The sequence below is a fragment of the Neptunicoccus cionae genome, assembly GCF_002860325.1.
Taxonomy (GTDB): Bacteria; Pseudomonadota; Alphaproteobacteria; order Rhodobacterales; family Rhodobacteraceae; genus Amylibacter; species Amylibacter lutimaris.
Genome location: NZ_PKOJ01000002.1, coordinates 270,343 through 284,016, shown reverse-complemented (window position 1 = coordinate 284,016; position 13,674 = coordinate 270,343). Strand labels below are relative to the sequence as shown.

13 protein-coding genes are annotated in these 13,674 nt (G+C 56.6%); 10 read left to right on the top strand and 3 right to left on the bottom strand.

Translation table 11 applies throughout. From position 1 onward, the window contains the following. Positions 1-130: 130 nt before the first annotated feature. The 6 genes from C0U40_RS07285 (at position 131) to glmM (ending at position 5,967) form a co-directional block, all read left to right on the top strand. On the top strand, positions 131-829 hold the full coding sequence (locus tag C0U40_RS07285; RefSeq protein WP_286134839.1) for a cell wall hydrolase: 699 nt from the start codon (positions 131-133) through the stop codon (positions 827-829). Positions 830-1,034: 205 nt separating this feature from the next. Further along, on the top strand, positions 1,035-1,925 hold the full coding sequence (locus tag C0U40_RS07280) for a dihydroneopterin aldolase (protein ID WP_101655096.1): 891 nt from the start codon (positions 1,035-1,037) through the stop codon (positions 1,923-1,925). Positions 1,926-1,949: 24 nt separating this feature from the next. Beyond that, positions 1,950-3,146 carry a multidrug effflux MFS transporter gene (locus tag C0U40_RS07275; RefSeq protein WP_101655095.1) on the top strand — a complete coding sequence of 399 codons (1,197 nt, stop codon included), beginning with the start codon at positions 1,950-1,952 and terminating at the stop codon, positions 3,144-3,146. A gap of 5 nt (positions 3,147-3,151) precedes the next feature. Next, complete coding sequence (locus tag C0U40_RS07270; protein WP_101655094.1) at positions 3,152-3,604, top strand: GNAT family N-acetyltransferase; 453 nt, start codon at positions 3,152-3,154, stop codon at positions 3,602-3,604. After that, complete coding sequence (gene folP / locus C0U40_RS07265) at positions 3,601-4,608, top strand: dihydropteroate synthase (protein ID WP_101655093.1); 1,008 nt, start codon at positions 3,601-3,603, stop codon at positions 4,606-4,608. Before C0U40_RS07270 ends, folP begins: the two co-directional genes overlap by 4 nt. Positions 4,609-4,626: 18 nt before the next feature. Beyond that, positions 4,627-5,967 carry a phosphoglucosamine mutase gene (glmM, locus tag C0U40_RS07260; RefSeq protein ID WP_101655092.1) on the top strand — a complete coding sequence of 447 codons (1,341 nt, stop codon included), beginning with the start codon at positions 4,627-4,629 and terminating at the stop codon, positions 5,965-5,967. A gap of 94 nt (positions 5,968-6,061) precedes the next feature. On the opposite strand, the gene purD is transcribed toward glmM, so the two are convergent. Then, positions 6,062-7,327 carry a phosphoribosylamine--glycine ligase gene (gene purD, locus C0U40_RS07255; protein WP_101655091.1) on the bottom strand — a complete coding sequence of 422 codons (1,266 nt, stop codon included), beginning with the start codon at positions 7,325-7,327 and terminating at the stop codon, positions 6,062-6,064. A gap of 76 nt (positions 7,328-7,403) precedes the next feature. Between purD and xseA the strand changes: the two genes are divergently transcribed. Beyond that, complete coding sequence (xseA, locus tag C0U40_RS07250) at positions 7,404-8,864, top strand: exodeoxyribonuclease VII large subunit (protein WP_101655090.1); 1,461 nt, start codon at positions 7,404-7,406, stop codon at positions 8,862-8,864. 4 nt (positions 8,865-8,868) lie between these two features. Here the strand turns inward: xseA and C0U40_RS07245 are convergent, their stop codons facing one another. Then, complete coding sequence (locus C0U40_RS07245) at positions 8,869-9,285, bottom strand: hypothetical protein (RefSeq protein WP_101655089.1); 417 nt, start codon at positions 9,283-9,285, stop codon at positions 8,869-8,871. A 72-nt stretch (positions 9,286-9,357) separates the two neighbouring features. Beyond that, positions 9,358-10,407: an alkane 1-monooxygenase gene (locus C0U40_RS07240; protein WP_101655088.1), complete on the bottom strand. Its 1,050-nt coding sequence runs from the start codon at positions 10,405-10,407 to the stop codon at positions 9,358-9,360. Between the two features lie 162 nt (positions 10,408-10,569). Between C0U40_RS07240 and C0U40_RS07235 the strand changes: the two genes are divergently transcribed. From C0U40_RS07235 to C0U40_RS07225, 3 genes are all read left to right on the top strand, one after another. After that, positions 10,570-12,264 (top strand): NAD(P)H-dependent oxidoreductase subunit E, encoded by a 1,695-nt coding sequence (locus tag C0U40_RS07235; protein ID WP_101655087.1) that lies wholly within the window; start codon positions 10,570-10,572, stop codon positions 12,262-12,264. Further along, positions 12,261-12,983 (top strand): lysoplasmalogenase, encoded by a 723-nt coding sequence (locus C0U40_RS07230; RefSeq protein ID WP_180957663.1) that lies wholly within the window; start codon positions 12,261-12,263, stop codon positions 12,981-12,983. The genes C0U40_RS07235 and C0U40_RS07230 overlap by 4 nt, the downstream gene beginning before the upstream one ends. 326 nt (positions 12,984-13,309) lie before the next feature. Continuing rightward, a complete protein-coding gene (locus C0U40_RS07225; RefSeq protein WP_069299629.1) occupies positions 13,310-13,543 on the top strand; it encodes an acyl carrier protein in 234 nt (77 codons plus the stop codon). Positions 13,544-13,674: the final 131 nt, after the last annotated feature.

The window sequence follows — 13,674 nt, the reverse complement described above, 5'->3', positions numbered from 1 at the left end:
CGGCTGGGTTTCTAAAAGTCTGTGCAAATGTGGAATTTTCGACTATACGACGCCTTAAGTTTTATGTGGAAAATAAGGAACCGCACGGTTTGGGATCTGCCTCCGGACGGGTGCGGCGTATGTGTGCGCTATGAAAATGCTGTCAAAATTCAAGAACGGACTTTGTCCGGCCATCGCGATTTTTGCATTGGCTATAGGGACTTCGGGGCAGATTGCCTCTGCTGATGTCGGAATTAAACCGGTGAATGATATCCTGGCCCAGGAGCGGCGCCAGTTGGAAGCACTGGGAACGAATCGGGCGAAGAAAATTGCCGGTGTCGGCGGTAATTCCCTTATCCGTATCGCGAGTTTGTCCCGCCCGAAAGAGAAAACTGAAGCGGCTGACACTTCGGTTGTCACAAATTTCAAACAGCTTCAGCAGATGCCTAAAGCCACCGGCGGTGCGGAGTGGGCCTGCCTGACGGAAGCACTGTATTTCGAAGCTCGCGGTGAAAGTTTTAAGGGGATTGCGGCGGTTGCTGAAGTGATCGTGAACCGCAAAAACTCCAAGCGGTTTCCAAATACAGTTTGCGGTGTGATCAATCAGGGTGTCGGTGGTAAACCGGGTTGCCAGTTTTCCTACAAGTGTGACGGCCACGCGGAAGTTTACCGCGAAAAAGGCGCATACGCGCGCGTAGCGAAGATTGCCAAGTTGATGCTGGAAGGGCGCCTTGCGAAAGTGACTGGCGGTGCATTGTTCTATCACACCAAAGCGGTGAAGCCGCGCTGGTCTCGCAAGTTCCGGCGCACGGCATCCGTTGGTGCGCATTTCTTCTATCATCCGAGCTGATCTGCTAACCAGCCGGTTCGTTTATGTCAGTTTGAGAATGCCCCGAAAGGGGCATTTTTCGTTTCATGCGTCTCTGCCTTTGTGAGGGTAGAACGCGGGACACTCTGATCCGGTTCCATTTAATTAACCTGTTTAGAAACACTATTGGTTGTCTTGCTGCCGCCCCACAGGTAAATGCCTAGGGTATCTTGGGTGAGGGTTCTGCATGACAAACGAAACATCACTGGCGTTTGACACGGTTGAGGCGCGTTCGCGTGCGACGGCGCATGACGCACCGCTGGACCGGATTTCGGTGCGGGATTTTACAACTTCGGTCGAAATCGGCGCGTTTCAGTCGGAACGGGACGTGGAACAGCGCATCCGTTTTAATGTCGTTCTCGAGGTTGCACGTCACGGTGCAGCCGACACGGATGATGTGGATCAGGTCCTGTCTTATGACACGATCACCGAAGCTATTGCAGCAGAACTGGCGGCAGAGCGTTTGAACCTGCTGGAGACACTGGCGGAGCGCATTGCGGAGCGCATCTTGTCCCATGCTAAGGCAGAGCGCGTGTTTGTGCGTATCGAAAAGCTTGACCGGATACCGGGATCTCTGGGGGTTGAGATCGTGCGGCGAAAATCCGGACATCCTTCCGGTCCGGGAACTGATCTTGAAAATCTGAAGCCGTTGGTCGTTTTGTTGCCAAATGAAATTCTGGCGCCGGCGCGGGGCGCTGAATGGATTGATGCGGTTGCAGATCATGAACGTCCGGCGATCCTCTGTCTTGAACCTGTGCAGACTGGCTTTGCGGCCACGGGGCGAAAGTCGGTCGATCAGAGGTTGCGTCTTCTGGCAATAGAACAGAATGCGTGGATGCTGGCTGGGCGCGATCCGCGATGTGTGGTCGTGTCGAGCCGGACAGAGCTGGATTGGGCTATTAAAAACGGCCAGCTTTCGGTCTGGGCTCCATCAAAAATGGTTTTGGACGCCGTTGATTGCGGATTGACCGCAGACAGTGATGCCGAAGATCTGGCCCGCTGGATTGCCGGTGAACTTGGGGCTGACGGGCTGAGTGTTGCGGGCAGCGGCGCGCTGACAACACCGGACGCACTGTAGATCTTACGGGAAGGGAAACTCGCGATGCGGTTCGATCCAATAGCTCATGAGCGCAGTTTGCTGGCACTTTTGATTGCGGTGGTCATGTTGGGGCCGTTCGCGGTGGATGCCTATCTGCCGGCTTTCGGGTTGATCGCGCGGGATCTGGCGACCTCGGAAGCGATGGTGCAATATTCAATCGGCTCTTATCTTCTTGGCACAGCACTCGGTCCGGTGATTTCCGGTCCAGTATCCGATACAATCGGGCGACGTCCGGTTCTGGTTTGGGGGCTGGCAGGGTTTGGCGTGTTTTCCGTAGGCTGCGCCGTCGTTAACAGCGCGGAAATGCTGGTCGTCTTCCGGTTCTTACAAGCCATAACGGGCAGTGCGTCGCTTCTGGCGGGGCGGGCTTTGCTGGCGGATTTGTATTCCGGTGACCGGCTGTCACAGCGCCAGTCCGCTATCATGATGGTCATGGTGATCGCACCAATGCTGGCACCTGTACTTGGCGGATGGGTTGCAGAATGGTGGGGCTGGCGCTGGATATTCTGGGGACTGGCCGCCGGATCGGTCGCCGCATTCATCGCAAGTTTTCTGAAACTGCCCGAAACGCTGGCAGCATCGGACCGTCAGTCTCTGCATCCTGGAAAGGTTTTGACAGGCTACTTGGGAATTATGAAGAACCCTGTGGCGATGATGTATGTTGCAGCATTGTCGTCCATATCGGGGCTGTTTTTCGTTTACGTTTCAGCAACACCTTTTCTTTACGTTGAAACCTACGGAATGTCGGTTTCGGGTTATGCGTGGCTTTTTGCGGCAGGGGCTGCTTTGGCCGGTGGGGCGAATTTCGTAAACATCTATCTTGTCGGGCGGATCGGCTATCGGGAGGCGCTGCTTTGGCAGGGGCTGATTGCAATGGCCTGCGGCGTGTTGATGTTTTGCGGTACCTTCGGGGTGTTTGACCGCTGGGCGGTTTATGCTGCAGGGCTGATTATCATGCCATTGCTTCACGTGATCGGTTCAAACGCGCTGACAGGTGTGATGGATCAGTTTGATGCGCGAAAAGGAATTGCATCCGCCTTTGCTATGTCATCCCGTTTCGGGGTCGGTATGATCGGTGTGGCTGTTGTTGGAGTTTTCCACGGTGCGGTCGAATTGCGCTACGGCTTGATTTTCTTTGTATTTGCTGCTTTTGCAGGGATAAGCGCACAAATGGCCGTGCGTTGGGACAAAAGCAGGTAGTGCGAGTGGATTTGGATGTAACGATCAGAGAAATGCGCGGGCTGGATCAGAATGTCTGGCTTGGCATGTATCGAAAGCTCTGGCCCAAGTTTTCAGATGAGGCCCTGTTGGCGGAAATCGGCCGTATCAACAAATCCTCGAAACGCTCTGCCTTTCTGGCAGAGGCGGACGGGCAGGCTGTCGGGTTTGCAGAGTACGGGCTGCGGGACTACGCAAATGGCTGCAACTCCCAGCCGGTTCCTTTTTTAGAGGGCGTTTGGGTTGAAGATGCCTATCGCGGTCAGGGGATCGCGCGGGCATTGATCGAATTCCTGTTGATGCGTGCCAAGCGTGCAGGATTTGTCGAATTCGGGTCTGATGTTGAATTGTCGAATTATTCTTCCCAGTTGATGCACGAACGGTTGGGTTTCGAGCAGACGGAGAAGGTGATCTATTACCGGAAGGTACTGGAGCCATGAGCACTTCTGTATATTATCGGCCAATCGTTCAGACAGACCGGCATCGGCCAAGCGGTGCGCTCACACTGGCCGGGGGCTGGAGTTGGTTCACTCATGTGGAACGTCTGTCCCGTGATGCAGAACCAGAGGTCGTTCCTGCTGCGATGGTCCCCGAACCTGAACTGCGCAACTTTGTATCCCCGCGCAGGCTGAAATGCGGCCTGTCAATGGATGTCCCCCGGATCATGGGTATTCTGAACACAACGCCGGACAGTTTTTCTGATGGTGGTGTGCACAACCGGTTCGAGGATGCGGTGTCGCGCGGGTTCGAGATGGCCGAAAGCGGGGCGGATATTTTTGACATCGGCGGCGAAAGTACCCGCCCCGGCGCGGCTTTCGTGCCGGTGGAAGAAGAGATCGAGCGGACCGTTCCTGTCATCAAAGCCCTGAGGGCGGGCGGGTTTGATCTGCCTGTATCTATTGATACCCGCAAATCCGAAGTCGCTGATGCGGCGCTGACAGCTGGCGCGTCCATGTTCAATGATGTTACGGCATTTTGCTATGATCCTGACAGCGCGGCTGTGGCGGCGCGTCATGGCGTTTCGGTCTGTCTGATGCATGCGCAGGGCGATCCCAAGACCATGCAGGATGACCCGCAATATAGTGACGTTCTGCTGGACGTGTACGACCATCTGGCAGAGCGGGTGGCCTATGCCGAGCGCCATGGCATTCCGCGGGGGCAAATTGTGGTGGACGTCGGTATCGGCTTTGGCAAGACCATTGAGCACAATCTGGCGCTGATCCGTGGCATGTCCCTGTTTCACGGGCTTGGTTGTGCGCTTTTACTGGGTGTTTCGCGCAAACGTTTCATTGGCGTGATCGGAAATGCGCCGGAAGCCGCCGATCGGGGGCCGGGATCGGTTGCGCTGGGGCTTGAGGCCCTGCGTCAAGGTGTGCAGATATTACGTGTACATGACATTAAGGCGACAAAGCAGGCGATCTCTTTGTGGCAGGCAACGCTGTAAAGGCGTGAGGGAGGGCAAATGACACGGAAACTTTTCGGCACAGACGGGGTGCGCGGACGCGCCAACAGTTACCCGATGACTGCGGATATGGCGTTGAAGCTCGGTGCGGCTGCGGGGCGCTATTTCCGCAGGGACCAGAAAGAACACCGTGTTGTGATTGGCAAGGATACACGACGCTCCAGCTACATGTTTGAATATGCGATGACAGGTGGATTTACCTCGACCGGCATGAATGTTTTCCTGCTTGGTCCGGTTCCGACACCTGCTGTGGGCATGTTGACGCGGTCCATGCGGGCAGATGTTGGCGTGATGATTTCGGCATCCCACAATCCCCATCATGACAACGGAATCAAGTTTTTCGGGCCGGACGGGTACAAACTTTCGGACGCAGCAGAGGCGGAAATCGAAGAGATGGTCATGGGCGAGGTCGATCTGGCGCGCCCCGAAAACATCGGTAATGCCAAGCGGATCGACGATGCATTGGGCCGCTATATGGAGTTTGCCAAGACTGCATTTCCCCGCCAGCGTTTGCTGGAAGGTTTGAAAGTGGTGGTGGATTGCGCCAATGGTGCGGCCTATAAAGCGGCTCCTATGGTGTTGTGGGAGCTGGGCGCCGAGGTTATCCCGGTTGGCGTTTCTCCCAACGGATTCAATATCAACGAAGGATGCGGATCAACCCATCCCGACACAGCGGCACAGGCGGTGGTGGCCAATGGCGCTGATGTGGGGATTTGTCTTGATGGGGATGCAGATCGTGTCATGCTAATTGACGAAAAAGGCAGGGTGGCTGACGGTGATCAGATTATGGGGCTGATTGCACAGCAGTGGTCGGCGTCAGGTCGTTTGGCCCATGACACGCTGGTTGCGACTGTGATGTCGAATATGGGATTGGAAAAGCACCTTGAAGGGCGCGGAATGACTATGCTGCGGACCAATGTGGGCGATCGTTACGTAGTTGAGGCAATGCGCAAAGGTGGCTTCAACCTTGGCGGAGAGCAATCGGGCCATATCGTGATGCGGGATTATGTAACCACCGGCGATGGTTTGATTGCTGCGCTTCAGTTCCTTGGAGCATTGGTGCAGAGCGGGAAAACCGCGAGCATGCTGTCCCGTGTGTTTGAGCCTTATCCGCAACTGCTGGAAAATGTGCGCTACGGAGACGGGCCAGACCCCTTGGAAAATGCGGCCGTGCAGCAGGCGATTTCAGAGGGAGAGGCGGCGTTGGCCTCTTCCGGTCGGCTGTTGATCCGCAAATCCGGCACCGAGCCTTTGGTGCGGGTGATGGGCGAATGTGAGGATGCGGGTCTGTTGAAGCAGGTTGTGGGGGACATTTCAGCGGCGGTGCGTGCTGCGGCCTGAAGAAGGTTTATGCGGGCTTGCAAGTTGAAACGGCGCCTCGCGGGGCGCCGTTTGTTTTTGGATATTTGAACCAAAAAGAGGCTTCCGGTTGCCCTTATTTGAGGGCACGCCAGCCGATGTCCTTGCGGTGGAAGCCTTCGGGCCAATCAATCTGGTCAATCATGGCATAAGCACGGTCGCGGGCCTCTTGTAAGGTGTCGCCTCTTGCAGTGACGTTCAACACACGGCCGCCGGTGGCGAGGGTGTTGTCGCCATCCTGTTTGGTGCCTGCGTGGAAGACTTGTGCTTTGGAACTGGGTTCGATTGTGTTCAGGCCGTTGATTTGCGTGTTCTTCTCGTAAGCCCCCGGGTACCCTTTTGCGGCGAGCACCACTGTAAGCGCATGGTCATCGGCCCAATTCAGGCTGACTTGTTCGAGGCGCTGCTCGGCGCAGGCGATGAGGACGTCGAGGGCTTGAGCGCCAAGGCGCATCATAATGACCTGACATTCCGGATCGCCAAAGCGGGCGTTGTATTCCACTAGGCGGGGTTGGTCGTCCTTGATCATGAACCCTGCGTAGAGCACGCCCTCATAGGGTGTGCCGCGGATCGCCATTTCATCAATGGTTGGCTGGATGATTTCCTCAATCGCCTTTTTCTGGAGCGCTTCGGTTAGGACCGGTGCCGGGGAATAGGCGCCCATGCCGCCTGTGTTCGGGCCTTCGTCGTTGTCGTAGGCGCGTTTGTGGTCTTGCGCAGTGCCGATGGGCAGGATCGAGGTGCCATCAGAGAGGACAAAAAAGGAGGCTTCTTCGCCTTCCATAAATTCTTCTACCACGACTTCTGCACCCGCTTCGCCAAAGGAGCCGTCGAACATATCGTCTACGGCGGCAAGGGCGTCTTCCAGTGTCATGGCGACAACTACGCCTTTACCGGCGGCGAGCCCGTCGGCTTTTACGACAATCGGGGCGCCCTGTTCCTTGATGTATGCCTTCGCGGCTTCTGCGTCGGTGAAGTGGCCGTAAGCAGCGGTTGGTGCGCCGGAAGCATCGCATATGGATTTGGTGAAGGCTTTGGAGGATTCAAGTTGTGCTGCGGCAGCCGAAGGACCGAAGGTGAGGATGTCCGCCGCGCGCAGCGCGTCAGCGACACCTGCTGCAAGGGGCGCTTCGGGGCCGATGATGCAAAAGTCGATATCGTGGGTTTTGCAAAAGGATACTACGGTTGGCCCGTCCAGAATGTCGAGGTCCATGCAGGTGGCGACAGAGGCCATACCAGCATTTCCGGGTGCGCAGATCAGGTGGTCGCACTTCGGGTTCTGTTTCACAGCCCATGCTATGGAATGTTCCCGTCCGCCGCTGCCCAAAATAAGAATGTTCATGGCTGCTCTCCGCTCTTGCCCCCAAGGTTGGGGTTCTTTTATGTTCGGGCGATGCGAACCGCAAGAGAAGCAATCCATGTCTGACCTTATTGATGATCCTGAACCGGGACAAAATGCACCGGAATTCAGTGTGTCCGAGATTTCTGGGGCGGTGAAGCGTACGATTGAGGGGCGTTTTTCCCATGTGCGGGTGCGCGGAGAAATCGGACGGGTGAATCGCTATGGGTCGGGGCATATTTATTATGACCTCAAGGACGATGGTGCTGTGCTGAACGCGGTGACGTGGAAAGGGCAGGCGGGGCGGCTTTCGGTGCAACCCGAAGAAGGCATGGAAGTCGTCGCGGTGGGCAAGCTGACCAGCTTTCCCAAACAGTCAAAATACCAGATGAACGTGATGGAATTGCGCGTCGCAGGTGTGGGCGCGTTGATGGCCATGCTGGAGAAACGCAAGAAGGTGCTGGCGGCGGAAGGCCTGTTTGACAGTGCCCGAAAGCAGCCGATTCCCTATTTGCCCGGTGTAATCGGTGTGGTGACATCGCCTTCCGGCGCAGTGATCCGCGATATTCTGCACCGGCTTCGCGACAGGTTTCCGCGCAAGGTTCTGATCTGGCCGGTGGCAGTGCAGGGGGATCGCTGCGCGCCCGAGGTAGCTGCCGCGATTGAGGGGTTTAACCGGATGGCGCCCGGCGGGGCGATGCCGCGCCCTGATTTGCTGATTGTTGCGCGGGGTGGTGGATCTATTGAGGATCTCTGGGGTTTTAACGAGGAAATCGTCGTTCGCGCGGCGGCGGCCTCTGACATTCCGCTGATCTCGGCTGTGGGGCATGAAACCGATACGACACTGATCGACTTCGCCTCGGACCAGCGGGCACCAACGCCAACGGCCGCGGCAGAACTGGCAGTCCCTGTTCGCGCAGAGTTGATGGCGTGGCTGGCCTCTATGGAGGAACGGCGGGTGCGGGCGCTGAGCGACGGGCTGGCGCGGCGGCAGCAGCGGTTGCGGGATCTGTCACGGGCCTTGCCCAATCCGGCGGATCTGGTGGCAATGCAGGCACAGCGTCTTGACCTGATGGGAAGCCGGTTGCCGCGGGCACTTCAGGCCGTGACCGAGCGGGGGCGGGCACGTTTGGTGGAGCAAGGTGCCGGATTGCGTCCGCAGGTGCTGCAACGGGCAGTCGAGACCAAGCGGGAACGGCTGGAAAATATTGAGAGGCGGTTTGTGCGGGCCGTGCAAACGCAGGGTCGTGACTGGCGTAGTCGGTTGGACGGGTTGGAACGGTTGCGCGAGACACTCGGCTATCAAGCCACGCTGGAACGTGGCTATGCGGTAGTGCGCGACGGGACTGGCGGGCTGGTGTCCGATGCTGCGATGGCGGCTGGTCACGGGCGGCTGGAGATCCAGTTCCGGGACGGAGTTGTTCCTGTTGCGCCTGACGGGGGCGTACCTGCACAGGCATCTGCGAAACCGGCCAAGCGTAAGGCCGCGCCGAAGAAAGACAGTTCTGATAGCGGTGGACAACAGGGCAGTTTGTTCTGATTTCTCAGGCGCCGACGGCGGGGCCTTTGCAGTCCAGCGGCGTTTTGTCGATGTTATATAGATGTATGTCGAACTCTGCGCTTTCGCCTTCAGCGCGGGCGGAATATTGGCCGGACCGTTCGATGAAGTGCCAGCATTGCGGATCACGTTCGGTGCCGTAGTCAAAACAGATCAAGTCGTTCTTGGCAAACCACTCTCCGTCAAGACATTCCTTTGCGCCATTCATCCAGAGCGAGCGGCGGCGGGTGTAGAATTGCTCCGCCCCGAAAAAGCGGCCATTGCGTTCGAAATAAAGGGTATTGCCTGTAGTGAGGGCTTCAAATTCCTGTGGCGTGACAATTGTTTCGCTACTGGCCTGAGCCGATACGGAGCCTGTCAGTGCGGCAACGATCGGGGCGGTGAAGATGAGTGTTCTAAGCATGACGTCCACGGCTGATGAGATGTTGGCCGAGCCTATGCGCAATTTGCAGAGCTTTGCAATCAGGTCGGAGTGTCAGGTGTTTTTTCGGTGGCGCATCGCCCACTCGGCGACTTTCGGATTCATGATACGGCGCCAACGGATCGGGTTGAGTGCGATAATCGACATGATTCCGGGACTGTAGGGGAGTTGTGGGGCCGTTTCTTCGGAGTGATTGGCAAGTTCGGTATAGGGGCGGGCCGGTTTGGCATGGTGGTCCGAGTGCAAGGGCGCATTGAGTGTTAGATTACGAGTAAACCAGTGGGGCGCGTTCCAGCTGTGATGGGGGGCGATTGGCATGAGCCGACCGTCTTCGCCCTCGCTGCGGGTCAGGCCATAGTGCTGTACATAGTCGGTTAACAGCAGGCCACCTTGTGCCATGAGTGCGAGACCGAGATAGGTGAGCAATCCGGTCCAGCCCCCTGCAAGCGTAGCGAGTAAAAGGAAAAGGATGCCGCCAGCAATATAGGTGAAATAGGGGTTGGAAGTGTCAATGCGCCGGCTTTCGGCGGGTAGGCCGCGACGGGTGTTTTCCGCACTGAGGCCGGCGCGGAAGGAACCGCGCCAAGCGCGACGGTAAAATGAATAGAAGCTTTCGTTGTAACGGGCGGTGTTCGGGTCAAACCGCGTTGCGACATACGGGTGATGAACCAGACGGTGCGCCGAGGTGTGGTGACCAAACAGATGCGAGATGAAGATCCACTTCCCAAACTGGAAAGGCAGGCGCTGACGGCGATGGATCAACTCGTGTCCGGTGGCGTTCGAAACGGTCGCGAAATAGAGCCCGAAAGCAAAAAACAGGGGGAGTTTGGTTGTCAGCGGATCGGACTTGATTGCCAGAGCATAGATTGCGAGTGCCAGCAGAACGAAATGGCAGCAGGCGAGTATCACAGGGAGAATATCAGCCAAAGCGCGCTCAACAGGGCTGTCGGGACGGTTTTCAAACAGGCTGTCGATCAGGTGGTTCACTCCGGCAAGCAGAAACAGCGGGAGGAGGGGCCAAAGACCGCCGCGCTGGGCAGCAATCCCCAACAGGACGGTCGGCAGGAGGGTCACTAGAGCGAATGCGCTGAGGTGTCTGGTCATGAGTATATTTCGTTAGGATGTATCTGGGATCATAAAACGCTTCTGGCCAGACACAAGTTTCAGGCGGACCAGAGCGTTATTCCCTTGAAACCTGTCGCTTTTCGGTTTCGCATCAGATGGAATATCGGCTTAGAGTGGCGGCAGAGCGAAGGAGACACGATAATGGCTTTAGACGAGCGTAAGGGCGTTTGGAAATCCGGCAAGGGCAAAGGCCGTCATACGCCGAAAGGCCGTCAGGTTCAGGATGAAGCGCTGGATGAGGTGCGGGCCCTGTTGGGGGACCGTCCCCGTCGCCGTGATCTACTGATCGAGCACATGCATCTGGTGCAGGATACTTATGGGTGTCTTTCTGCTGCGCATCTGGCTGCTCTGGCCGAAGAAATGAAACTTTCGCAGTCGGAAGTTTACGAAGTTGCAACCTTTTACGCTCATTTTGATGTGGTCAAGGAAGGGGAGCAGGCACCACCGGATCTGACGATACGCGTGTGCGATTCCCTGTCTTGCGAGTTGGCCGGATCGCAGGAATTGCTGACAGCACTTGCGCGTAAGTATGCCAGCGGAATGGATGTACGTGTCTTGCGTGCGCCTTGCATGGGGCGGTGTGATACTGCTCCCGTACTGGAGCTTGGGCATAATCATATCGACAACGCCAGCGTGGAAAAGGTGGAAGCCGCGATCAAGAACGGGGAGACCCACGCACGGGTGCCGGAGTACGAGCAATATGAAGCCTATTGTGCGGACGGAGGCTATCAGACGCTTGCAGCGCTGCGCGATGGAAGCAAGACGCCGGATGAGTTGCAAGAAGAGGTTCTGCAAAGCGGTTTGCGGGGGATGGGGGGCGCAGGTTTCCCGTCTGGTAAGAAATGGTCGTTTGTGCGGATGAACGACGGACCGCGTTATCTGGCTGTTAACGGGGATGAGGGCGAACCGGGCACATTCAAGGACCGCTACTTTCTGGAACGCGAACCCCATGTGTTTCTGGAAGGTATGCTGATCGCGGCCTGGGCTGTTGATGCGGATACATGCTTTATCTACATGCGGGACGAGTATCCGGCGGTTCTGGAGATCCTGCGCCGTGAGATTGCTGTACTGGAAGCGGCCGGTCTGGTTCCGGCGGGCTATATTGATCTGCGTCGCGGGGCAGGTGCCTATATCTGCGGTGAGGAAAGTGCGATGATCGAGAGCATCGAGGGCAAGCGCGGGATGCCGCGCCATCGCCCGCCTTTTGTTGCCTCGGTAGGTGTGTTTAACCGTCCGACATTGGTACATAACGTCGAAACACTGTACTGGATCGCAAAGGTAGCCCGTTCCGGTCCGGGAATTTTCGGGGATCACGGTGTGAACGGGCGCAAAGGGATGCGCAGTTATTCGGTGTCAGGCCGGGTGCGCAATCCGGGCGTTAAGATTGCACCGGCGGGAACGACAATCCGCAGCCTGATAGAAGACTACTGCGGTGGGATGCAGGAAGGGCACGCATTTAAGGCCTATCAACCGGGGGGACCGTCTTCGGGGCTTTTACCGGCCAGTCTTGACGATATTCCGCTGGATTTTGACACATTGCAGGAACATGGGACCTTTATCGGTTCTGCCGCCGTAGTGGTGCTGAGCGATCAGGACAGTGCGCGGGGAGCGGCCCTTAACATGCTGAAATTCTTCGAGGATGAAAGCTGCGGGCAGTGTACACCGTGCCGGGTGGGTTGTGAAAAGGCGGTGAAGCTGATGCAAAACGATCAATGGGATCAGGGACTTTTGGAGGAATTGTCTGTGGCAATGGTAGATGCGTCTATCTGTGGACTCGGTCAGGCTGCGCCGAATCCGATCCGCTCGGTCATGAAACATTTCCCAGACGAGGTGTGACGGAAGTCTTGCCTTTTGACTTGCTGAATACCGGAGCGAGCCGCGAAGCTGTGGGCGTTGCTTTGGCTTTCTTCGCGCTTGGCAGCATTTGCGCTGTGATTTACTGGGTTGGCTATTGTTTCCGCGCGTCGGGCGCGGCGCGCTCTTTCATCAAGACAGTCAGTGTTGCGAGCCTAGCATTCGCAGCATGGATTGCGGGTGGGGAATGGAGCCTGATTGCTGCACTTTCTTTCTGTGCGCTGGGCGATTATGCGCTGTCGCGTAACAGTGACCGGCTTTTCCTGGCCGGGGTTGGGGCTTTTGCTGTCGGTCATCTGTTCTATATTGGCACGTTTCTATCTCACCCTGCGGCAGACTCTGCACGGCTTGCATCTGCCCCTCGTGTGGCGGTTTTGATTGGTTTGGCTGTTTTAGGGGGTAGTATGTCGGTGCTGCTATACCGGAAAGCCTACGAACTGCGGTCGGCGGTGGTTGCATATGTGCCGGTTATCATCGCGATGGGCGGTGCGGCACTGGTGCTGCCGTTCAACGGTGTTCTGGCACTGGCCCTGTGCGGCGCGTTTGTATTTATGTTGTCCGACCTAATCCTTTCACTGGAATTATTTGTGATTCCCGAAGGAAGCGTTGGGCTTCGTCTGACTCCTTTTGCGGTTTGGGGGACCTATTGGTGCGCGCAAGCAATGCTTTTTGCAGGATTGCTTGCCGGGTCGGCAGGCTGAATGCTTGCGCTGATTCCCCGAACGGCTCTGAAACCTTACGAAAAAACTGTTACAACGAGGGGGATCGGATGGATGGCAGCCAAGAAATCCGAACTTATTGTCTCTTTAATGGATTGCGAATTCGGGAAAAATCGGGTTTTCTGCGCTATCTGACGTGTGCCTGTGCGTATATTGGAAAACATTTGCCAACAGGGTAACTTATGGTATAGCGCGGCACGAGTTAACCGGTGAACGGGGGCCTTTGGGCTTCGTGATCATCTTTTGAGGTGCCTGCTTGCGGGCCAAAGGCGAAGGCAGAGCTTTCGCGCAATATGAGGATAGAAAACATGAGCGACATCGCAGATCGCGTGAGAAAAATCGTTGTCGAGCACCTGAGCGTTGACGAAGACAAAGTTGTTGAGGGTGCATCCTTCATCGACGATCTGGGCGCAGACAGCCTTGATACGGTTGAACTGGTTATGGCCTTCGAAGAGGAATTCGGCATCGAAATCCCTGACGACGCGGCTGAAACCATCCAGTCTTTCGGCGATGCAGTGAAGTTCATCAAAGAAGCTTCCTAAGACTTCCGGTCTTACACCACAGAGTTTTGAAACGCGGTCCCCTTCGGGCCGCGTTTTGCGTTTTGGACTTAAAACGTCGGTGGCGTGTTAGGGGAAATGGCAACTGTCAGCTATTGTGATTCTAGTAGATC

Coding starts and splice junctions, on each gene's coding strand:
- C0U40_RS07240 (WP_101655088.1), bottom strand. CDS start 10,407: ATGACCAGACACCTCAGCGCATTCGCTCTAGTGACCCTCCTGCCGACC.
- C0U40_RS07235 (WP_101655087.1), top strand. CDS start 10,570: ATGGCTTTAGACGAGCGTAAGGGCGTTTGGAAATCCGGCAAGGGCAAA.
- C0U40_RS07225 (WP_069299629.1), top strand. CDS start 13,310: ATGAGCGACATCGCAGATCGCGTGAGAAAAATCGTTGTCGAGCACCTG.
- xseA (WP_101655090.1), top strand. CDS start 7,404: ATGTCTGACCTTATTGATGATCCTGAACCGGGACAAAATGCACCGGAA.
- glmM (WP_101655092.1), top strand. CDS start 4,627: ATGACACGGAAACTTTTCGGCACAGACGGGGTGCGCGGACGCGCCAAC.
- purD (WP_101655091.1), bottom strand. CDS start 7,327: ATGAACATTCTTATTTTGGGCAGCGGCGGACGGGAACATTCCATAGCA.
- C0U40_RS07285 (WP_286134839.1), top strand. CDS start 131: ATGAAAATGCTGTCAAAATTCAAGAACGGACTTTGTCCGGCCATCGCG.
- C0U40_RS07245 (WP_101655089.1), bottom strand. CDS start 9,285: ATGCTTAGAACACTCATCTTCACCGCCCCGATCGTTGCCGCACTGACA.
- folP (WP_101655093.1), top strand. CDS start 3,601: ATGAGCACTTCTGTATATTATCGGCCAATCGTTCAGACAGACCGGCAT.
- C0U40_RS07275 (WP_101655095.1), top strand. CDS start 1,950: ATGCGGTTCGATCCAATAGCTCATGAGCGCAGTTTGCTGGCACTTTTG.
- C0U40_RS07280 (WP_101655096.1), top strand. CDS start 1,035: ATGACAAACGAAACATCACTGGCGTTTGACACGGTTGAGGCGCGTTCG.